Origin of the sequence: Streptomyces sp. NBC_00859, assembly GCF_045161865.1 — a bacterium.
In the GTDB taxonomy this organism is placed as follows: Bacteria; Actinomycetota; Actinomycetes; order Streptomycetales; family Streptomycetaceae; genus Streptomyces.
Genome location: NZ_CP108826.1, coordinates 7205962 through 7226387, shown reverse-complemented (window position 1 = coordinate 7226387; position 20426 = coordinate 7205962). Strand labels below are relative to the sequence as shown.

The 20426-nt window shown below is 70.5% G+C and carries 20 protein-coding genes; 9 read left to right on the top strand and 11 right to left on the bottom strand.

Translation table 11 applies throughout. The features are described 5' to 3' along the window. The first annotated feature begins 159 nt into the window (after window positions 1-159). Window positions 160-2190: an NPCBM/NEW2 domain-containing protein gene (locus OG584_RS31840; RefSeq protein WP_405783004.1), complete on the top strand. Its 2031-nt coding sequence runs from the start codon at window positions 160-162 to the stop codon at window positions 2188-2190. Here the strand turns inward: OG584_RS31840 and OG584_RS31835 are convergent. Continuing rightward, entirely contained in the window at window positions 2180-3139 is a 960-nt protein-coding gene (locus tag OG584_RS31835; protein WP_405783002.1) for an ROK family protein, read from the bottom strand. The genes OG584_RS31840 and OG584_RS31835 overlap by 11 nt on opposite strands. Window positions 3140-3223: 84 nt before the next feature. Between OG584_RS31835 and OG584_RS31830 the strand changes: the two genes are divergently transcribed. Continuing rightward, window positions 3224-4306, top strand: coding sequence for a LacI family DNA-binding transcriptional regulator (locus OG584_RS31830; RefSeq protein WP_405783000.1), 1083 nt, complete (start codon window positions 3224-3226; stop codon window positions 4304-4306). A gap of 105 nt (window positions 4307-4411) precedes the next feature. Here OG584_RS31830 and OG584_RS31825 read toward each other — a convergent pair whose 3' ends face one another. From OG584_RS31825 to OG584_RS31805, 5 genes are all read right to left on the bottom strand, one after another. Beyond that, window positions 4412-5710, bottom strand: a complete 1299-nt coding sequence (locus OG584_RS31825; protein ID WP_405782998.1) for a DUF6986 family protein — start codon at window positions 5708-5710, stop codon at window positions 4412-4414. Window positions 5711-5864: 154 nt separating this feature from the next. Then, a complete protein-coding gene (locus OG584_RS31820) occupies window positions 5865-6827 on the bottom strand; it encodes an electron transfer flavoprotein subunit alpha/FixB family protein (protein WP_405782996.1) in 963 nt (320 codons plus the stop codon). Between the two features lie 75 nt (window positions 6828-6902). Then, the gene (locus tag OG584_RS31815; protein WP_405782994.1) at window positions 6903-7688 is read right to left on the bottom strand and encodes an electron transfer flavoprotein subunit beta/FixA family protein; all 786 of its coding nucleotides are present in this window, start codon (window positions 7686-7688) and stop codon (window positions 6903-6905) included. A gap of 199 nt (window positions 7689-7887) precedes the next feature. Continuing rightward, on the bottom strand, window positions 7888-8445 hold the full coding sequence (locus OG584_RS31810; protein ID WP_405782992.1) for a flavin reductase family protein: 558 nt from the start codon (window positions 8443-8445) through the stop codon (window positions 7888-7890). Between the two features lie 211 nt (window positions 8446-8656). Next, window positions 8657-8983, bottom strand: a complete 327-nt coding sequence (locus OG584_RS31805; RefSeq protein ID WP_405782990.1) for a TlpA family protein disulfide reductase — start codon at window positions 8981-8983, stop codon at window positions 8657-8659. A 333-nt stretch (window positions 8984-9316) separates the two neighbouring features. Between OG584_RS31805 and OG584_RS31800 the strand changes: the two genes are divergently transcribed. Beyond that, on the top strand, window positions 9317-10045 hold the full coding sequence (locus OG584_RS31800; protein ID WP_405782988.1) for a lysophospholipid acyltransferase family protein: 729 nt from the start codon (window positions 9317-9319) through the stop codon (window positions 10043-10045). A 201-nt stretch (window positions 10046-10246) separates the two neighbouring features. Here OG584_RS31800 and OG584_RS31795 read toward each other — a convergent pair whose 3' ends face one another. Genes OG584_RS31795 through OG584_RS31785 form a run of 3 tightly spaced genes read right to left on the bottom strand, consistent with a single transcriptional unit; the run spans window position 10247 to window position 13478 of the window. Further along, window positions 10247-11326: a threonine aldolase family protein gene (locus tag OG584_RS31795; RefSeq protein ID WP_405782986.1), complete on the bottom strand. Its 1080-nt coding sequence runs from the start codon at window positions 11324-11326 to the stop codon at window positions 10247-10249. Beyond that, a complete protein-coding gene (locus OG584_RS31790) occupies window positions 11305-12081 on the bottom strand; it encodes an SDR family NAD(P)-dependent oxidoreductase (protein WP_405782985.1) in 777 nt (258 codons plus the stop codon). Before OG584_RS31790 ends, OG584_RS31795 begins: the two co-directional genes overlap by 22 nt. Beyond that, window positions 12078-13478: a DUF6421 family protein gene (locus tag OG584_RS31785; protein ID WP_405782984.1), complete on the bottom strand. Its 1401-nt coding sequence runs from the start codon at window positions 13476-13478 to the stop codon at window positions 12078-12080. Before OG584_RS31785 ends, OG584_RS31790 begins: the two co-directional genes overlap by 4 nt. Window positions 13479-13917: 439 nt before the next feature. On the opposite strand from OG584_RS31785, the gene OG584_RS31780 reads away from it, so the two are divergent. Further along, on the top strand, window positions 13918-14568 hold the full coding sequence (locus tag OG584_RS31780; RefSeq protein WP_405784392.1) for a glycerophosphodiester phosphodiesterase: 651 nt from the start codon (window positions 13918-13920) through the stop codon (window positions 14566-14568). A gap of 30 nt (window positions 14569-14598) precedes the next feature. Here the strand turns inward: OG584_RS31780 and OG584_RS31775 are convergent, their stop codons facing one another. After that, window positions 14599-15165, bottom strand: coding sequence for a GNAT family N-acetyltransferase (locus OG584_RS31775; protein WP_405782983.1), 567 nt, complete (start codon window positions 15163-15165; stop codon window positions 14599-14601). Window positions 15166-15347: 182 nt separating this feature from the next. On the opposite strand from OG584_RS31775, the gene OG584_RS31770 reads away from it, so the two are divergent. From OG584_RS31770 to OG584_RS31755, 4 genes are all read left to right on the top strand, one after another. After that, complete coding sequence (locus tag OG584_RS31770; protein WP_405782981.1) at window positions 15348-15947, top strand: DUF5134 domain-containing protein; 600 nt, start codon at window positions 15348-15350, stop codon at window positions 15945-15947. Window positions 15948-16165: 218 nt separating this feature from the next. Continuing rightward, entirely contained in the window at window positions 16166-17101 is a 936-nt protein-coding gene (locus tag OG584_RS31765) for a M56 family metallopeptidase (RefSeq protein WP_405782979.1), read from the top strand. Window positions 17102-17151: 50 nt separating this feature from the next. Continuing rightward, window positions 17152-17841, top strand: a complete 690-nt coding sequence (locus tag OG584_RS31760; protein ID WP_405784390.1) for an HAD family hydrolase — start codon at window positions 17152-17154, stop codon at window positions 17839-17841. A gap of 210 nt (window positions 17842-18051) precedes the next feature. Continuing rightward, entirely contained in the window at window positions 18052-18666 is a 615-nt protein-coding gene (locus tag OG584_RS31755) for a TetR/AcrR family transcriptional regulator (protein ID WP_405782977.1), read from the top strand. Between the two features lie 13 nt (window positions 18667-18679). Here the strand turns inward: OG584_RS31755 and OG584_RS31750 are convergent, their stop codons facing one another. Beyond that, on the bottom strand, window positions 18680-19024 hold the full coding sequence (locus OG584_RS31750) for an ArsR/SmtB family transcription factor (protein WP_405782976.1): 345 nt from the start codon (window positions 19022-19024) through the stop codon (window positions 18680-18682). Window positions 19025-19160: 136 nt separating this feature from the next. On the opposite strand from OG584_RS31750, the gene OG584_RS31745 reads away from it, so the two are divergent. Further along, on the top strand, window positions 19161-20240 hold the full coding sequence (locus tag OG584_RS31745; protein ID WP_405782974.1) for an NADH:flavin oxidoreductase/NADH oxidase: 1080 nt from the start codon (window positions 19161-19163) through the stop codon (window positions 20238-20240). The last annotated feature ends 186 nt before the right edge of the window (window positions 20241-20426 follow it).

Here is a 20426-nt window from a genome sequence, read left to right as displayed (position 1 = left end):
CTCACTCCCAAGTGACGTGCTCGTCAAGGGTTTTAGCGAGATATCGAACAACCGTTACCGCGCCTCTTCCAACAGACTCGAACAAGCCCTACCGTAAACGCTCGACATGACACGTACATGAAGACATCCGATCACGGGCACAGACGGAGGAGCGTCACCATGCGTCACCTTCCCCCCAGCAACTCCCGTCCCATACGTCGAAGAGTCCTCGGAGCACTGGTCACCGCACTGCTCTGCGCCGGCGGACTCGCCTCGCCCGCCGTCGCGAGCGGCACACCGGGCGCCGTGACGCCGAAGGCCGACAACGGTCTGGCGCTCACACCTCCGATGGGTTTCAACAACTGGAACTCCACGCACTGCGGCGCGGACTTCAACGAGGCGATGGTCGAGGGCATCGCCGACATCTTCGTGAACAAGGGACTCAAGGCCGCCGGATACCAGTACGTGAACCTCGACGACTGCTGGGCGCTGCCCCAGCGGGACGCCGACGGGAAGCTGGTGCCCGATCCGGTGCGTTTTCCGCACGGCATCAAAGCCGTTGCCGACTACGTCCACTCCAAGGGGCTGAAGCTCGGCATCTACACGAGCGCGGGCACCAGGACGTGCGACAGCACGGGGCTGCCCGGCGCCCTGGGCCACGAGGCCAGTGACGCCCGGCAGTTCGCCGACTGGGGCGTCGACTACCTCAAGTACGACAACTGCAACAACCAGGGCGTGGACGCGGTGAAGCGCTACACGGCCATGCGCGACGCACTCGCCGCCACCGGCCGCCCGATCGTCTACAGCATCTGCGAGTGGGGCTCCAACAAGCCCTGGGAGTGGGCCGGTGACGTCGGGAACCTCTGGCGTACGACCGGTGACATCAGCGACAACTGGGCTTCGATGCTGTCGATCATCAAGCAGAACCTGCCGCTCGCCGCGGCTGCCGGTCCCGGCCACTGGAACGACCCGGACATGCTGGAGGTCGGCAACGGCGGGATGACCGGAACCGAGTACCGCACACACTTCTCGATGTGGTCGGTCATGGCGGCGCCGCTGCTGATCGGCACGGATCTGCGCAAGGCGTCGGACGCGACCTACGACATCGTGACCAACAAGGAGGTCATCGCCGTCGACCAGGACCCGCTCGGCAAACAGGGCACCGTCCTCTCGTCCGACGGCGGGCGCTGGGTGGTCGCCAAGGAGATGAAGGACGGCAGCCGCGCCGTGGCGCTCTTCAACGAATCGGACAGCCCGCAGCGCATCTCGACCACGGCGAGCGCGGCGGGTCTGCCGAAGGCGGCCGCGTACACCGAGCGGGACCTGTGGCAGCACAGGACCTACAGCACAGCGGGAGCTCTCTCGGCCACCGTTCCGGCGCACGGCACGGTGCTGCTGCGTGTCGCCGCCGACCGCGCGTGGGCCAGGTACCCCTCGGCCGTCGACACCGGTATCAGCGGCCCGCTGCTGGCCGAGGCCGGGAAGGCCGCCCCGGTGACCACCACCGTCACCGACCTCGGCCGCGTACCGGCCCTCCAGGTGGCCGCCTCACTCACCGGCCCGGCGGGCTGGACCGTGAAGCCCCTGTCCAGGCCCTCCGCGCCCGCTGTGCCGACCGGGAAGTCGCTGAGCACCTCCTGGCAGCTCACCGCTCCCCCGGGGACCGCTGCGGGCGCCTACGAGCTCGAACTGGCCTCGGCATACCGCTCGGCCACCGGAGAACGCATCCGGTCCCAGCAGCCCGTCCCCGTTCACGTCGTCGTCGCACCGCCGGCCGGCAGCCCGTATCTCAGTGATCTGCCGACGCTGTCGTCCGCCAACGGCTGGGGTCCGGTGGAGAAGGACACCAGTAACGGCGAGGACCAGGCGGGCGACGGGAAGCCGCTCACGATCGGCGGGACGGTGTACGCCAAGGGCCTCGGGGTGCATGCGCCCAGCGCGGTCGAGTACTACACGGGCGGTGCCTGCTCCGAGGTGAGTGCGCAGGTGGGTCTGGATGACGAGAAGGCCGCCAACGGGACGGTCACCTTCGAGATCTGGGCCGACGGCAGGAAAGCGGCGTCGACCGGCGTCCTCACCAACGACATGCCTGCGCAGCCGCTCTCGGCCGATGTGAGCGGAGCCCGGACGGTACGGCTCGTGGTCACCGACGGCGGGGACGGAAACGACTCCGACCACGCCGACTGGGCCGGGATCCGGCTCAGCTGCTGACGCCCGCCGCCGCCCCGTCCGGATCGCCGAGCGAGGCGGCGGCCGCAGCTCCGACGAGACCCGCGTCGTTGCCCATGAGAGCGGGAGCCACCTTCAGCTGCTGCACGAAGGAGAGCGTGGCGTAGTCCCGCAGCGCACGGCGCAGCGGATCGAACAGCACATCGCCCGCGCCCGCGACTCCGCCGCCGATCACCGCGATCTCGATCTCGACCAGGGTCGCGGTCGCGGCGATCCCGGCGGCGAGTGCCTGGGCCGCGCGCTCGAAGGACGCGGTCGCGATCCTGTCGCCCGCGCGCGCCGACGCGGCGACCGCGGCAGCCGTGGTGTCACCGTCCGGGCCGGGGAGCCAGCCGTCGGCCAGGGCCCTGCGCGCGATGTTCGGGCCGCTGGCGATGCGTTCGACGCAGCCGCGCGAACCGCACGGGCAGGCGTCTCCGTCCAGGTCCACACTGATGTGGCCGATGTGTCCGGCGTTGCCGCTGGGGCCGGGCCGCAGGGTGCCGCCCAGCACCAGGCCGCCGCCCACTCCGGTCGACACGACCATGCACAGGGCGTTGTCGTATCCGCGGGCCGCGCCCTGCCAGTGCTCGGCCGCTGTCATGGCGACACCGTCCCCGACGAGCGTGACGGGCAGACCGCCCGCCGCACCGCGCACCCGGTCGACGAGCGGGTAGTCGCGCCAGCCCGGCACATTGACCGGACTGACCGTGCCGGCCGACGCGTCCACGGGCCCGGCGCTGCCGATCCCGACCGCGGTCGCACGCTCCCACCGGGGGTCGGCTGCCAGCCCGGCGAGCACGGTCTCGACGGCGCCCATCACCGTGTCACCGTCCTCCGTGGCGGGTGTCGGAGCCTGCGTGCGTACGAGGATCCGCCCCCTGCCGTCCACCAGCGCGCCGGCGATCTTTGTGCCGCCGATGTCCAGCGCGGCTACGAGGTGGTTGTGCATTGCTGTCGGATCTCCAGGTGACAAGGGGTGATGAGGAGTGTATGTGGTCAGTCTCCATTCACCTGACAACGTTGTCCAGGCCCTATGCTCGTCAGGCATCTCTCACCACACCGCCAGCCGACGACAGGACACCGCACCGTGGCCCAGACCGCCAGCCACTCCGAGCCCCGCTACGGCAACCGGCCGACGATGAAGGACGTCGCCGCGCGCGCCGGAGTCGGTCTCAAGACAGTGTCGCGGGTGGTGAACGGCGAGGCGGGAGTCACGCCGGACACCGAGCGCCGGGTGCAGGAGGCCATCGAGGCCCTCGGGTTCCGCCGCAACGACAGCGCTCGCGTGCTGCGCAAGGGCCGCACCGCGAGCATCGGCCTGGTCCTCGAAGACCTCGCCGACCCCTTCTACGGGCCGCTGAACCGCGCCGTGGAAGAGGTGGCCCGCGCCCACGGCGCGCTGCTCATCAACGGGTCGAGTGCCGAGGACCCCGAGCGGGAGCAGGAGCTGGTCCTCGCGCTCTGCGCGCGCAGGGTGGACGGGCTGATCGTGATTCCCGCCGGGGACGACCACCGGTATCTGGAGCCGGAGATCGCCGCCGGGGTCGCCACCGTCTTCGTGGACCGCCCGGCCGGGAAGATCGACGCGGACATGGTGTTCTCGGACAACTTCGGCGGCGCCCGGGACGGTGTCGCGCATCTGATCGCGGGGGGCCACCGGAGGATCGGGTTCGTCGGTGACCAGCCCCGCATCCACACGGCGACCGAGCGTCTGCGCGGCTACCACGCGGCGATGTCCGACGGGGGGCTCGACGTGGACGACGCCTGGGTCTCGCTCGGGGTCACGGAGGCGGAGCGGGTGCGCGCGGCGGTGGAGACGCTGCTGGACGGACCGTCGCCGGTCACCGCGATCTTCGCGGGCAACAACCGTGTGACCGTGACGGCCGTGCGCGTCCTGGCCGAACGTGAACAGCCGGTGGCTCTCGTCGGGTTCGACGACATCGAGCTGGCCGATCTGCTGGGGATCACGGTGATCGCGCAGGACTCGGCCGCACTGGGGCGTACGGCGGCCGAGACGCTCTTCCGCCGGCTGGACGGAGCGAACGACGCGCCCTCGCAGAAGGTGCTTCCGACCCGGCTGATCGCGCGCGGCTCGGGCGAGATTCCGCCCGCGTAACCTCCGGCCCCGTCACAGCGCTGCCCCCGCCGGTCCGGCGGGGGCAGCGCTGTCGGGCACCATGGCGGCGGAACCGGAGACCGGCCCGCTCGTGCGACGGTCCCGTCAGGGCGCCGTCACGGTCAGGTCGGCGCGTCGCGGGCCCGCGAAGCCCTCCATGTCGGTGCGGGTCAGGCCGGTGAGCCGGCTGACCTCGGCGTCGTCGAGCGCGCCGCAGTCGAGGCCGCGCAGGAGATATCCGCTGAGGGCCTTGGCTGTCGCCGGCTCGTCCATGACGTCACCGCCGGCCTTGGCCACGTAGGCGGCGAGCCGGGCAGCGGCCGGCTCCAGGCCCTCGCGGTAGAAGGCGTAAACGGCCGCGTAGCGGGTCGGCAGATGGGCCGGGTGCATGTCCCAGCCCTGGTAGTAGGCGCGGGCCAGGGCGCGGCGGGTGAGGCCGTAGTGGAGCCTCCAGGCCTCGTGCACGTGCTCGGTCGAGCCGATCGGCAGGACGTTGGTCGAGCCGTCCGACACCCGTACACCGGTGCCGGCCGCCGCGACCTGCATGACGGCCTTGGCGTGGTCGGCTGCCGGGTGGTCGCTGGCCTGGTGTGCGGCGCTGACACCGACACAGGCGCTGTAGTCGAAGGTCCCGTAGTGCAGCCCGGTGGCCCGGCCCTCGGCCGCGCCGATCATCCTGGCGACGGCCGCCGTGCCGTCGGAGGCGAGGATGGACTGGCTGGTCTCGATCTGGATCTCGAAGCCGATCCGGCCCGCCGGCAGGCTGTGGGCCTTCTCGAAGGCTTCGAGGAGACGTACGAAGGCGGTGACCTGCTCGGGGTAGGTCACCTTCGGCAGTGTCAGGACGAGCCCGTCGGGCAGCCCGCCCGCCTGCATCAGACCCGTGAGGAAGATGTCGGTGGTGCGGATGCCCCGGTCGCGTACCGCGGCCTCCATGCACTTCATGCGGATGCCCATGTACGGGGCGGCGGTGCCGTCCGCGTACGCGGCGGAGACGAGCCGGGCGGCGCGGGCGGCCGCCTCGTCCTCCTCCGCGTCGGGGCGGGGGCCGTAACCGTCCTCGAAGTCGATGCGCAGATCCTCGACGGGCTCGCGCTCCAGCTTGGCCCGCACCCTGTCGTGGACGGGCCCGGCGAGCTCCTCCCCGATGCCGAGCACCGCGGCGAGGGTCGCGGCGTCGGGAGCATGGGTGTCGAGGGAGGCCAGCGCCTGGTCACCCCAGGAACGGATGGTGCCGACGTCGAACACATCACCGGGGACGTACACGGTGTGGACGGGCTGGCGGGTGCCGGGGTCCCCCGGGTAGCGGCTCGCCAGCTCCTCGTCGACCGCGACCAGGGAAGCGCTGATGTCCTCGCTGACAGCACCGGCGAGGCTCGTTGCCACCTTCTCCTGCTGACCCATCCTTCACACCCTCCTATTTTCCGCTTCACGGAATCAACAATCCGCATAGCGAAGTTAACGGGCGGTCATGACCTGCGTCAATGGTTGGCCGAAACAGCCGGGGGCCGCGCGGCAGGTATCGCCGCGCGGCCCCCGGCCGTCGAGAAGAAGCAGGTCAGCCCTTGCGAGCGGTGACCTCTTCGGTGAGCTGCGGGACGACCTGGAAGAGGTCGCCGACGATGCCGTAGTCGACGAGGTCGAAGATGGGGGCCTCGGCGTCCTTGTTGACGGCGACGATGGTCTTCGACGTCTGCATGCCTGCGCGGTGCTGGATGGCGCCGGAGATGCCGTTGGCGATGTAGAGCTGCGGCGAGACGGACTTGCCGGTCTGGCCGACCTGGTTGGAGTGCGGGTACCAGCCGGCGTCGACGGCGGCGCGGGAGGCGCCGACAGCGGCGCCGAGGGAGTCGGCGAGAGCCTCGATGAGGTGGAAGTTCTCCGCACCGTTGACCCCGCGGCCACCGGACACCACGATCGCGGCCTCGGTCAGGTCCGGGCGGCCGGTCGACTCACGCGGTGTGCGCGAGACGACCTTGGTGCCCGTCGAGTTCTCGCCGAAGGACACCGACAGCGCCTCGACGGTGCCCGCAGCCGGGGCGGCCTCGACCGGCGCCGAGTTCGGCTTGACGGTGATGACCGGGGTGCCGCGGGAGACGCGGGACTTGGTGGTGAACGACGCGGCGAACGCGGACTGCGTGGCGACCGGACCGTCCGCACCGGCCTCCAGATCGGTGGCGTCGGTGATGATGCCGGAGCCGATACGCACCGCGAGGCGCGCGGCGATCTCCTTGCCCTCGGCGGAGGACGGCACCAGTACCGCGGCCGGGGACACCGCGTCATGGGCGGCCTGCAGGGCGTCGACCTTCGGGACGACGAGGTAGTCGGCGAACTCGGGGGCGTCGGCGGTGAGGACCTTCACCGCTCCGTGCTCCGCGAGAGCGGCCGCGGTGTCCTGGGCACCGGCACCCAGCGCGACCGCCACCGGGTCACCGATCCGGCGGGCCAGCGTCAGAAGCTCCAGGGTGGGCTTGCGGACGGCACCGTCGAGGTGGTCGACATAGACGAGAACTTCAGCCATGGGATTGCTCTCCTGCGCATGCGAAGAAACTGAGGGAGGTCGGGGGACCTGGGCGGTCGGGAGGCTCGGGGAGCCTCAGATGAACTTCTGGCCCGCGAGGAACTCCGCGAGCTGCTTGCCGCCCTCGCCCTCGTCCTTGACGATCGTCCCGGCGGTACGGGGCGGGCGCTGCGCCGCGGAGTCGACCTTGGTCCAGGCGCCCTCCAGGCCGACGGCGTCCGCCTCGAGGTCCAGGTCCCCAAGATCCAGCGACTCCACCGGCTTCTTCTTGGCGGCCATGATGCCCTTGAAGGACGGGTAGCGGGCCTCGCCCGACTGGTCCGTCACGGACACGACGGCCGGCAGCGATGCCTCCAGCTGCTCGCTGGCGGTGTCGCCGTCACGGCGGCCCTTGACCGTGGTGCCGTCGACCGACACTTCCGACAGCAGCGTGACCTGCGGGACGCCCAGGCGCTCCGCGAGGAGCGCCGGGAGTACGCCCATGGTGCCGTCGGTCGAGGCCATACCGCAGACGACCAGGTCGTACCCGGTCTTCTCGATGGCCTTCGCGAGGACCAGTGACGTGCCCATCACGTCGGTGCCGTGCAGATCGTCGTCCTCGACATGGACCGCCTTGTCGGCGCCCATCGAGAGCGCCTTGCGCAGCGCGTCCTTCGCGTCCTCCGGACCGACCGTGAGGACAGTGATCTCCGCGTCGTCGGCCTCGCCCGCGATCTGGAGCGCCTGCTCCACCGCGTACTCGTCGAGCTCCGACAGCAGCCCGTCGACATCATCACGGTCCAGCGTCAGGTCATCGGCGAAATGCCGGTCACCAGTGGCATCGGGCACGTACTTCACACAGACAACGATCCTCAAGCTCACGCCGGCTCTCCTACTGCATCGTCTTTTCCGGGCTGCCTTGTTGCTCGCAGCATAGGCGCCTGATGGGGCGATTTCCGGTTGGGGGTTCCGACGCCCCCAACGAAATATTACTCGTCAGTACATCCAGAATGTACCCGCTGAGCAAGCGCTTTGAACTGTGACGTGAGCAACGCTCCGTAACCGGGATTCCGGGAGATCCTCAGTCCCGCAGCGCGTTGAAGCGCCCCTGGTGGTAGAGCAGCGGCCGGCCGGCGCCGGCCGGGTCACCGGTGACGACCTCGGCGATCACTATGCGGTGGTCCCCGGCAGGGACGCGTGCCACCACCCGGCAGACCAGCCAGGCCAGTACGCCGTCCAGCAGCGGCACGCCCTCGGGACCGGCGCGCCAGCCGGTGGGCGCGGCGAACCGGTCGGCGCCGCTGCGCGCGAAAGTGGCGGCGAGCTCCTGCTGATGCTCGCCGAGTATGTGCACACCGATGTGTTCCGCCGTGGCCACCACCGGCCAGCTCGACGAACCGGTCCCGACTCCGAAGGAGATCAGCGGCGGCTCGGCGGCGACGGAGCTGACCGAGGTGGCGGTGAAGCCCACCGGCCCCTCCCCGGCCGCGGTGATCACCGCGACACCGGCAGCGTGGCGGCGGAAGGCGGAGCGGAGCAGGGCGGGGGCGGCGAGCGGGTCGGCCGCGAGATCCGCCCCGGCCGCGGTGTCGGTCCCAGTCGTCCTGGTCCGGGTCGTCGGTGTCGTGGGTGGCGTCATCGTGGTGTCCTTCTGCGGTGTGAACGAACAGGGCCCGGGGTGTTCAGGCACCCGGACACCGCGCGCTGGCGTTCCTGGCGAGGTCCACATGGACCCTGCGGTGGAGGCGCCGGCCGTCAGGAGGAGAGAGCTGCCACATAGCGTCAGGTTGACGATTCGGGGGATGTCCAGTCAAGGGCGTTCCGGAATGTGGGAGATCACTCACGGGCAGTCAGACCGCCTGTCCCAGGGCCGCGATGACGTCGGCCCTGCGCGGCTGCCCCGCCGCTCGGCGGACGATCCGGCCCCCCGCGTCGAGCACCAGCACAGTGGGGGTGCTGACGATTCCCAGCTCCCGTACGAGCGCGAGCCGGGCTTCGGCGTCGATGTCGACATGAGTGACGCCCTCCACCATGGCGGCCACATCCTGCAGCGTCCGCCAGGTGGCCCTGCAGGGCCGGCAGAAGGCGCTGGAGAACTGGACGAGTGTCGCCCGCTCCCCCAGCTCCTCACCCAACTCCGCGGCGCCGAGCCGCCTTTCACCGTCGCGCCCGTGCACGTCGCACTCCCCTCGCTCAACCGCCGCAGGCCCGGCCGCACGTACCGCCACCCGCCACGCCGCTCTTCCGTCCGTGTGCAGCGCCCCAGCGGCCGGGATGATTCCCGCGGCCGCCGCGCACCCGGCCGCGCCGGACGCTCTCCGAGCGGCGTATGGGCTGCTCGGGAGCGGTGCGGTCGGTTTACGCACGACGTGACGAGAATCTCCCGGTCCCGCGCCACCAGGGGTGGCTACTCTGGTCGGCATGGGGCACGATCTGCCCATGCCGAAAACCTACGGCAGCGTAACTTCCGCCGGGGGGCACGTCCCCGGGCACAGAAGGGTCTTCTCCAGATGGCAGAACTCGTCTATCGACCGGTCATCGGCGCCGCCCGGGGGCTTTTCAAGGCGCTCGACCTCAAGATCGATACTCAGGGTTCCGAGAACATCCCGCGCTCGGGCGGGGCCGTGCTCGTCAGCAATCACATCGGCTATCTGGACTTCATCTTCGACGGTCTGGCCGCTCTCCCGCAGAAGCGCCTGGTGCGCTTCATGGCGAAGGAGTCGGTCTTCCGCCACAAGATCTCCGGGCCGCTGATGCGTGGCATGAAGCACATTCCGGTGGACCGGAAGCAGGGTGAGGCCGCCTACCGGCACGCTCTCACGGCACTGCGGTCCGGCGAGATCATCGGAGTTTTCCCCGAGGCCACCATCTCGGAGTCCTTCACGCTCAAGAGCTTCAAGTCCGGCGCCGCACGGCTGGCCCAGGACGCCGGCGTGCCGCTGATCCCGATGGCGCTCTGGGGCACTCAGCGACTGTGGACCAAGGGAAGGCCGCGCAACCTCAAGCGCAGCCACATCCCGGTGACGGTCCGGGTGGGCGAGCCCATGGACGCGCCCACCGACGAGTACGCGGGCGCGATCACGCGCAGGCTCCGCGAGCGCATGCAGGAACTGCTGGAAGCGGCGCAGCGCGCCTATCCGGTACGCCCGAAGAACGCGGCGGACACCTGGTGGATCCCGGCCCACCTCGGCGGGACCGCGCCGACTCCCGCGCAGGTACGCGAAGCCGGAGCCGGCTGACACCCGGAAGCCCCGTTCCTGCCCGGCTGAAGCTGAAACGTCTCTCCGGGCAGGTGCGGGGCCTCGTGCGGGCCGTCTTCCTGGACGCCCGTTGCTGCTCCGCTCAGACCGTGGAATACCGGGTCGACCCGTCGGCAGCAGAAGGTTGTGGGCACAGCCCCGGCGCGGCGGATGCGTGCCGCGGCCGGCAGAACGGGCCGCTCAGCGGGCCAGCTCTTCCTTCAGGGCCAGCAGGAAGCCGTCCACGTCCTCCTCCGTCGTGTCGAAGGAGCACATCCAGCGCACGTCACCGGCCGGCTCGTCCCAGAAGTAGAAGCGGTAGCGCTTCTGCAGTCGCTCGCTGACGTCGTGCGGCAGGCGTGCGAACACCGCGTTGGCCTGGACGTCGTGCAGGATCTCGACCCCGTCCGTATCGCGCACCCCCGCGGCCAGGCGCTGAGCCATGGTGTTGGCGTGCCGGGCACTGCGCAGCCACAGATCGCGGGTGAGCAGGGCCTCCAGCTGCACGGACACGAAGCGCATCTTGGACGGGAGCTGCATCGACATCTTCCGCACATGCTTCATCTGCCGTACGGCGTCGGGGTTCAGCACCACGACGGCCTCACCGAAGAGCATGCCGTTCTTGGTGCCCCCGAAGGAGAGGATGTCGACGCCCACCGCGTTGGTGAAGGCACGCATCGGTACGTCGAGCGACGCCGCCGCGTTGGCTATCCGGGCACCGTCGAGATGGACCTTCATCCCGTGTCCGTGGGCGTGCTCGCAGATCGCCCGGATCTCCCCGGGCGTGTAGACCGTGCCGAGTTCGGTGTTCTGGGTGATCGACACGACCTGCGGCATCGCCCGGTGTTCGTCGTCCCAGCCGAACGCCTGGCGGTCGATCAGCTCGGGCGTGAGCTTGCCGTCGGGCGTGGGGACGGTGAGCAGCTTCAGCCCGGCGACCCGTTCCGGTGCACCGCCCTCGTCCACGTTGATGTGCGCCGACTCGGCCGCGACGACGGCGCCCCACCGGTCGGTGAGTGCCTGGAGCGCCACGACGTTGGCCCCGGTGCCGTTGAAGACCGGGAACGCCTCGGCGCTCTGGCCGAAGTGGCTGTGGATCAGCCGCTGCAGGTGGTCGGTGTACGCGTCCTCGCCGTACGCGATCTGGTGCCCGCCGTTGGCGACGGCGAGGGCGGCCAGTATCTCCGGGTGCGCTCCGGCGTAGTTGTCACTGGCGAAGCCGCGCACCTGCGGATCGTGGTGGCGTACGGCATCGGTCTTCACGGGGCGGGTGTCAGCCACAGGCGCTTTCCGTTCACGTCTCCGGCGGGCTTGTCCCAGACGCCGGCGATGGCCTCGGCCAGCTGCGCGACGTCGGTGAAGCCCGAGAACTTCGCATTGGGCCGCTCGGCGCGCATCGCGTCGTGCACCAGGGCCTTGATCACCAGTACGGAAGCGGCCGTCTGCGGGCCCTCCTCACCGCCCGCCTTGCGGAAGGCGTCGCCGAGTGCGAGCGTCCAGGCCTCCGCCGCGGCTTTCGACGCCGCGTAGGCGGCGTTGCCCGCGGTGGGCTTGGAGGCCCCGGCCGCACTGACCAGGACGTAGCGGCCCCGGTCGCTGCGCAGCAGCACGTCGTGGAAAGCCAGCGAGGTGTGCTGCACGGTACGGACCAGCAGCTTCTCCAGCAGGTTCCAGTCGGCGATGTCGGTCTCCGGGAAGGTGGCGCTGCCGCGCCATCCGCCCACCAGATGCACCAGACCGTCGACGCGGCCGAACTCGGCCTCCGTCCGGTCTGCCCAGGCCCGGGTGGCCTCCAGGTCGAGCAGGTCCACCGTCTCGCCGGTCACGGTGGCACCGCCGTGCGCATAGCGCGCCGCGTCCACCGCCTCGGCGAGGCGTGCCACGTCGGCATCGGCGCCGACCACGGTCGCCCCGGCCTCGGCGAGCCTGAGCAGTGCCGCGCGGCCCGCCGGGCCCGCGGCCCCGGCCACGGCGACCACAGCTCCGTCCAACGATCCCTTGTTCATCGTCTTCGCCTCCTGCGTGCGAGCGCTCATGCGGCTTCTCGCTCGGGGGCGCCCGCCGCGGTGATGCCCTTGGTCGAGGCGACCACGTTCTTGAGCTTCTTCGCGAGCGCCTCATAGAACATGCTCAGCGGAAACTCGTCCGGAAGCACGTCATCCACAAGTTTACGCGGCGGCTGGCTCAGATCCAGGGCGTCCGGGCCCTTGGCCCAGCGCGACCCCGGGTGCGGGGCGAGGTAGCGGGAGACCAGGTCGTAGGCGGCGAACCAGTGGACCAGCTTCGGGCGGTCGATACCGGCCCGGTACAGGTCCTCGATCTCCGCGCAGAGCTGCTTGGTGACCTCCGGGGCCCGCTCCCAGTCGATCTTCAGCGTGCTGTCCGTCCAGCGCACCACATCGTGCTGGTGCAGATAGGCGAAGAGCAGCTGGCCGCCGAGGCCGTCGTAGTTGCGTACGCGCTCGCCGGTCACCGGGAAGCGGAACATGCGGTCGAAGAGGACGGCGTACTGGACGTCGCGGCCCTGCCCGAAACCGTCGGCCTCCAGACGCACGGCCTCCCGGAAGGCGGTCAGGTCGCAGCGCAGCTCTTCGAGGCCGTACATCCAGAACGGCTGACGCTGCTTGATCATGAAGGGGTCGAACGGCAGGTCCCCATGGCTGTGGGTGCGGTCGTGGACCATGTCCCACAGCACGAACGCCTGCTGGCAGCGCTCCTGGTCGGAGACCATCTCCCGGATGTCGTCGGGCAGTTCGAGCCGCAGCACCCGCACGGCGGCCTCGGTGACGGCCCGGAAGCGCGCAGCCTCGCGGTCGCAGAAGATGCCGCCCCAGGTGAACCGGTCGGGAGCCTCGCGGACGGCGATCGTCTCGGGGAAGAGCACCGCGGAGTTGGTGTCGTACCCGGACGTGAAGTCCTCGAAGGTGATGCCGCAGAAGAGCGGGTTGTCGTAGCGCGTGGCCTCCAGATCGGAGAGCCACTCGGGCCAGACCATCCGCAGCACGACCGCTTCGAGGTTGCGGTCCGGGTTGCCGTTCTGCGTGTACATCGCGAAGACGACCAGGTGCTGCAGACCGTCGGCGCGCAGATCGGCGGGGTGGAAGGCGAGCAGTGAGTCCAGGAAGTCCGGGACGCCGAATCCGTCGGCGGCCCACTTGCGGAGGTCGGACACGAGCGCCCTGTGGTAGGCGGCGTCGTGCGGCAGCAGCGGGGACAGCTCCTCGATCGCGCCCGTCACGAGCGCGAACGCGGCGTCGACGGCCGCGCGGGAAGGGGCTCCGTCGGCTTCGAAGTCGATGGACCCGTCCTTCGCCTGCCAGGGCCGGATCTCCTCGACGGCGTTCTTGAGCACGGGCCAGGCCGGGTGCTCGACCACGCGCCGGGTGCCGGATATATCGCCGCCGACCATGTCCTGCACAAGAATTTTCGTCATGTCACTTCCTCCGCAGCAGAAATTGCCGTCAAACCGCTGGGACACCGTATCCGGGTGGGGATCGCCCGCTCAAGGGCGGGTACAGCAGATTGTCCCGCCAAGCCCCCTTGATCGCAGCGAATCTTCCTGTCGTATGCCCGGCACGGGGCCGCTTTCACCCCACGGGGCCCGGAAAAACCCCGCCTGAAAATGTGGGCCGAGGGGTCCGCGAACACACACGCGCGCGGCTGGACACGGGCGCCCGGCGCCGTCACCGCCCGGCACCGGGCCCGACGCCGTACGGACCGGTCCGTACGGTGGGCACGCGCGGTCCGGACGGAGGACGGAGCAGGGCCGTTGGGCTGCGCCTCTGCCATGTGGGTAGCAATGCCACGCGAAAGCCGCCGTCGACGGAAGCGAGAGAACCTTGAGTCTCCTCATCATCGGACATCGCGGGGTCATGGGCGTCGAGCCGGAGAACACCCTGCGGTCCTTCCGCCACGCGGAACAGGCGGGGATGGACGCCATCGAGCTGGACCTGCACCTGAGCAAGGACGGCGCACTCGTCGTCATGCACGACACCGACGTGGACCGCACGACCGACGGCAAGGGGGCGATCGCCGACCGGACGCTCGCCGAGCTGCGGGAGCTGGACGCCGGCCAGGGTGAGCGTGTCCCGGTCTTCGAAGAGGTCCTGGACGCGATCGGCTCACCGATCCAGGCCGAGATCAAGGACGCCGCGGCGGCGCGGGCACTCGCCGAAGTGATGCTGCGCCGCGACCTGGCGGGACGAGTGGAGGTCTCCTCGTTCCACGACGAGGCGGTCGCCGAGATCGCCGCTCTCGTGCCGGGTGTGCGGACCGTACTCATCGCGAGCCGCTGGGGCGCCGACGTGGTGTCCCGCGCCACGGCCGTCGGTGCGGCGACGGTGGCGCTGAACATCCGCAGACTGACTCTGGAGACCGTCGAGCAGGCCCACGCGGAAGGCCTGAAGGTGCTCGGCTGGGTGGTGAACACACAGGAGCACCTGCGGCTCGTCCGGGCGCTGGATCTGGACGGAGCGACCACTGACTACCCGGAGATCCGGCGCTCCGGACGGTTCACGGCCTGAGGGGTCCCGAGTGCTCGCCCCCGGCCCCCGTTACTCCGTTCCCGCGCCCGGGGACGCCGCCGGGAGCGGCTTGACCAGGAGTTCGAACTGCAGGTCGTCGCGGAGCGGGATCCCGAACCGCTCGTCGCCGTACGGGAAGGGGTACATCCTCCCCGTACGGCGGTAGCCACGCCGCTCGTACCAGGCGATGAGGTCACCCCGTACCGATATGACCGTCATGTGCATCTCGTCGGCCCCCCAGTCGGCGTGCACCCGGCGTTCGGCCTCCGCGATGATCCGCTTGCCGATACCGGCGCCCTGCAGGGCCGGACTCACCGCGAACATGCCGAAGTAGGCCGCGTGGCCGCGGCGCTCCAGCTGACAGCAGGCCACCGGCTCACCGTCGCGCTCCACCACCATCAGCCGGCCGGCGGGCGCCCTGATGACGGCGAGCACTCCGTCGGGGTCCGTGCGCCGGCCGTCCAGGATGTCCGCCTCCGTGGTCCAGCCGGTCCGGCTGGTCTCCCCGCGGTAGGCCGACTCGATCAATGCGACGAGCGCAGGTACGTCGGTCTCTGCCGCGTCCCTGAAGATGAGCCGGTCGGGGGCGGTGTCCATGGGGCGGTGTCTCCCGTCTGAGGCGGTACCGGGCGGTCCGGAGCTGTCCGGCCGGTGCTGACCAGACAGTAACGCGCCCGCGACGCGCTCCCCCGTGCCCCCCTGCGCTCGCGTGCGCTCCGCCCGGCTGGGGAATCGATGCGTCGACCGAGGGACTGACGCGTCGAACGGGGAGGCACGCCGTGCACGGATCTGCGATGTCCGGCTGGTTACTGGTGGCACTCGGCTCGGCTACCGGCGCCTACTGCCTGCTGAGGATGCGCAGCACGTCGCAGCAGGCGCGGAAGGCCGCCGGGAGCGAGGCCGTGATGGGGTTCGGAATGGCGGCCATGGCTCTGCCCGCCGCCGTGGTGGTACCTCCGGCGTGGGGGTGGACGGTCCTCGCCGCAGTCTTCGCGGCAGGCGGCCTCCGGGCGCTCTGGCAGGCGCGCACGAGCGCCCGGCATCTGCACCACCTGGTCGGCTCCCTCGCCATGGTCTACATGGCGCTCACGATGGGGCCGGGGATGAGCCGGGACGGAGCGCACGGCGGAGCCATGGACCACGCCGAGCACTCGGCGGGTGGGGTGCCGCTGGTCACCGGTGCGCTGCTCGCCTACTACGCCGTGTACGTCCTTCGCGCGGGCGCCACCCTGGCCCCCGCACCGGCCGCGGTGGCGGGCGGCGGTATGGCGGGCGGAGCCTCCGGCGGCCCCATCGGCTGGGGATCGCGTCCGGAACTGGCGCTCGCGTGCCGACTCGCCATGGGCATCGCCATGTTCGCGATGCTCCTGACTCTCTGACCCGTGCCCTTCGGGCCTTCCGGCCCGTGCCCTTCAGGTCTGCATGTCTCGGCGCCTCACCGGCCCCCGCGACGCTGCGCCCCCTCCTCCGCCACCCGTCAGGCTCCCGGCCGCTCCAGGTCTTCACCGCGCGGGGCAGAAGAGTCCGACCGTGTCCTGCGTCACTTGCGGAGCCAGGCCATACCCCGGCGACACGCGGACTCCATAAACTGACGACCATGGTGGTCTCCCTAGCGCTGTTGCTACTCGGAGCCGTGGCTGCTGTTGCGGCACCCCGGCTTCTGGCGCGCGCACAATGGCCCGAGCGGGAGCCCGTGGTGGCGCTGTGGGTGTGGCAGTGCGCGGTGGCCGCCGTACTTCTGTGCTTCGCGCTGGCCATGACGTTCAGCGCGGCAGCGGCCTGGCAACTCGTGCGGGGCAACGTCTTCGCGCCCGCCCCGCACGCCGTGGTGGAGGCGTACGCCCTCGGTGCGTACACGCAGTGGTCGGCGGCCACAGCGACGGTACTGGCCGCCGGTGGCCTCTGGACGGCTGCCATGCTCACCCGGGAGATCCGCCGCGCACGGGCCGCACGCCGGAAGAGTCGCAGGGAACTGCTGGTGCGTTCCCCCGTACTGCCGGGCGAGGAACCGGGTGGCGAGCGTCTCGTCGTACTGGAGGGCGAACGCCCCGACGCCTGGTGGCTGTCCGGAACGGCGCCCCAACTGGTCATCACCACAGCAGCGCTCCGGGGACTGAAAGGCCGTCAGCTCGATGCGGTACTGGCCCATGAGCAGGGCCACGCGCGGGCCCGCCACGACTGGTTGCTGCACTGCTCGGCCGCGCTGGCCGCGGGTTTCCCGCAGATTCCGGTCTTCGCCGCCTTCCGCAACGAGATGCACCGGCTCGTGGAACTGGCCGCCGACGATGTGGCGTCGCGGCGCTTCGGCAGGCTGACCATCGCGCTGGCGCTGGTTCAACTCAATGAACACCGCGGGGTGTTCGGGCCCTGCCCGACACCGGACGCGGAGCTTCCACAGCGCGTCGACCGGCTGCTGAGCGCGGCCCCCCGCCTCACTGCCGGACGCAGGATGCGGCTCACCGCCGCCGCTTCGCTGGTGCCGGTCGTCCCGCTGCTGGTGGCGTTCGTCCCGGGACTGCGCGCACTCGGATAGCAGCGGTGCACGGAACGGCGACCGGATACGAAAGGATCCCCCACATGACGATCAAGGCTGTTCTCTTCGACTTCTCCGGAACGCTCTTCCGGATCGAGTCTGTCGCGACATGGCTGCGTGCCACCCTCGACGAGGCCGGTGTGACGCTGGCTCCAGAGGAATTCGAACTCCGCGTGGCGGAGTTGGCGGAGTCGGGGGCACTCCCCGGCGGGCCGGCGCCGCGCCGGGTGCCGCCCTCGCTCGCCGGCCTGTGGGCATCACGCGACGAGAGCGCCGCGGGCCACCGCGCCGCCTTCACCGGGCTCGCCCGCCAGGTCGAGCTGCCCGATCCGGCGCTCCACGAAGCTCTCTACGCACGCCACATGACACCGGACGCCTGGACCCCCTACCCGGACACGACCGAGGTGCTCAGCACCCTGCACGGCCGCGGGATCCGGGTCGCAGTGGTGAGCAACATCGGCTGGGACCTTCGGCCGGTGTTCCGGGCCCACGGGGCCGATCCGTACGTGGACGAGTACATCCTGTCGTACGAGTACGGCGTCCAGAAGCCCGATGTGCGGCTCTTCGGTGCCGCCTGTGAGGCTCTCGGACAGGATCCCCGCGAGACGCTGATGGTCGGCGACGACCGCCGCACCGACGCCGGCGCGGCGAATCTCGGCTGCGCGGTCCATTTCGTGGACCACCTCCCGGCCGCCGAGCGCCCGGACGCGCTCCGTCCGGTTCTCGGTCTCACCGGCTGATGCAGCGCACTTGCCGGAACCGCTCAACCCGCGAACGGGCAAACGCCCCGAATCGTCAGAATATGGAAGCGTACCCAGCAAAACATCCGGACCGGACGATCCCCCGCGTCGCCCGGTCCGGATGAAAGCCCGCAGGCGGACCCCTGACGGAGCCCTTCGCGGGATGCGCTGATTATAGTTGGCTGAGAGCCAGTCAACGCAGGAGTAAGCATGTCCCCGCGCAGCCAATCGGTCAATGAGGAGTTGCGGCGGCGTTCCCGCGAGCGACTCCTGCAGGCCACAGTGGATCTTGTCGGTGAGCGCGGATACGAGGCGACGACGCTGGCGGACATCGCCGATCGCGCCGGATCCGCCCGTGGCCTCGTCTCATATTATTTTCCGGGCAAGCGGTATCTGCTGCAGTCCGCCGTGCACCGGCTGATGCACCGCACGCTCACCGAGGCCCTGGAACGCGAGCCCCGCACCGACGACGGGAAGGAGCTGCTGGCCCGCGCGATCGACGCCGTCATGGGGCTCGCCATTGGCCACCCCGTGCTGATACGGACGCATATGGCCGGAATACTCCAGGAGCAAGGGTTCGTACAGTGCCCCGAGCAGCAGCAGCTCGCCCGGGTCCTGCGCTCCGCCGTGGTGCGGTACGGATCGGCCGACCCCGACACCGCCTATCCGCTGCTGCGCGCCCAGCTCATGGGCACCGTCTTCGCGCAGCTGCTGCCCGGGGCGCCCATGCCGCACGCACGGTTGCGGGCCGAACTCTTCCAGCGGTACGGGCTCGACTGGCAGCTGGGAGTGCCGCCGGGCGACGGTGCCGAGCCGGCGCACTGACGGCCACAGGCGTTCACTCCTGCCGCGCCGCCTCCGCAGCAGCCGCGGCGAGGATACCGTCCAGCAGACCGGGGAAGAGCGCGTCCAGGTCGTCCCTGCGCAGCACATTCATCTTCGCGGTGCCCCGGTAGATCTGCCGGATCACACCGCTCTCGCGCAGCACCCTGAAGTGATGCGTGGTCGTCGACTTGGCCACCGGAAGGACAAACCGCGAGCAGGACAACTCTCCGCCGTCCGAGGCCATTTCGCGCACCACACACATCCGCATGGGGTCGGCCAGCGCATGCAGCACCCCGTCCAGGCGGATCTCGTCGCGCGCCGGATGAGCGAGTGCACGGCTGCTCGTTGCGGTCGCCACGGCGGCTCTCCTTCATTCGGGCCCGGACAGGTTCGGGAACGGCTCCATTGTACGACACCCATCGTAGTTTGACATTCGCCGTACTACGATGAGTATCGTACGAGAAGTCCCGACGCCGTTGTGAATGGAGCCTGTCGTGAGCGCCCTTTTCGAGCCGTACACCCTGCGGTCACTGACCTTCCCCAACCGCGTGTGGATGCCGCCCATGTGCCAGTACTCGGCGGCCACCGCGGGGCCCGGCACCGGCGTCGCCAATGACTGGCACTTCGCGCACTACGCCGCACGCGCGGCCGGCGGCACCGGACTGATCATCGTCGAGGCGACCGGGGTCAGCCCCGAGGGCCGGATCAGCCCAGCCGACCTGGGTATCTGGAACGACGCCCAGGTGGAGGGGCTCCGCAGGATCACGGACTTCCTCAAGGGGCAGGGCACGGTCCCCGGCATCCAGCTCGCCCACGCGGGCCGCAAGGCATCGACGGACCGCCCCTGGAACGGTGGCGGACCGGTCGGAGCCGACCAGGGCGGCTGGCAGCCGGTCGCCCCCAGCCCGCTGCCCTTCGCCGAGGGCGAGCACGTACCCGACGAGCTGACCACCGCTCAGATCCGGGAGATAGTGGGCCAGTTCGCCGACGCCGCCAGGCGTGCGCTCGACGCCGGTTTCCAGGTCGCCGAGATCCACGGCGCCCACGGCTATCTCGTGAACGAGTTCCTCTCGCCGCACAGCAACCACCGCACCGACGAGTACGGCGGTTCCTTCGAGAACCGCACCCGCTTCGCGCTCGAAGTCGTCGACGCCGTACGGGCGGTGTGGCCCGAGGAGCTGCCTCTCTTCTTCCGGATCTCTGCCACCGACTGGCTGGACGAGGGCGGCTGGACGGCCGACGACACGGTGCGCCTCTCCCCGCTGCTCACGGAGCACGGCATCGACCTGCTGAACGTGTCGACCGGCGGCAACGCGGCAGGCGCCCGCATCCCGGTCGGCCCCGGCTACCAGGTGCCCTTCGCCGCCCGGGTCAAGGCAGAGACACCGCTGGCCGTCGCCGCGGTCGGCCTGATCACCGAGGTCGGGCAGGCCGAGAAGATCCTGGCCAACGGCGAGGCGGACGCGGTACTGCTCGGCCGTGAACTGCTGCGCAACCCTTCCTGGGCCCGGCTCGCCGCGCGTGAGCTCGGCGCCGACGTGCACGTACCCGAGCAGTACCACCGCTCCGTCTGAACGCCCGCCCGGCAGCGGCAGCACCCTGCCGGGCCGGGCGGCTTCGGCGCCGGCGCAGCGACGCCCCTTCCCCCTGCGGGGAGGGGCCGTCTGCCGTTTCACCCGGACGGCCCGGTTCGGGGGGTGGGGGCCGGGCAATGGATGGCCCGTCCTTCCCTCGTGCCATCCGGAGGCCTCCGTGCCCGA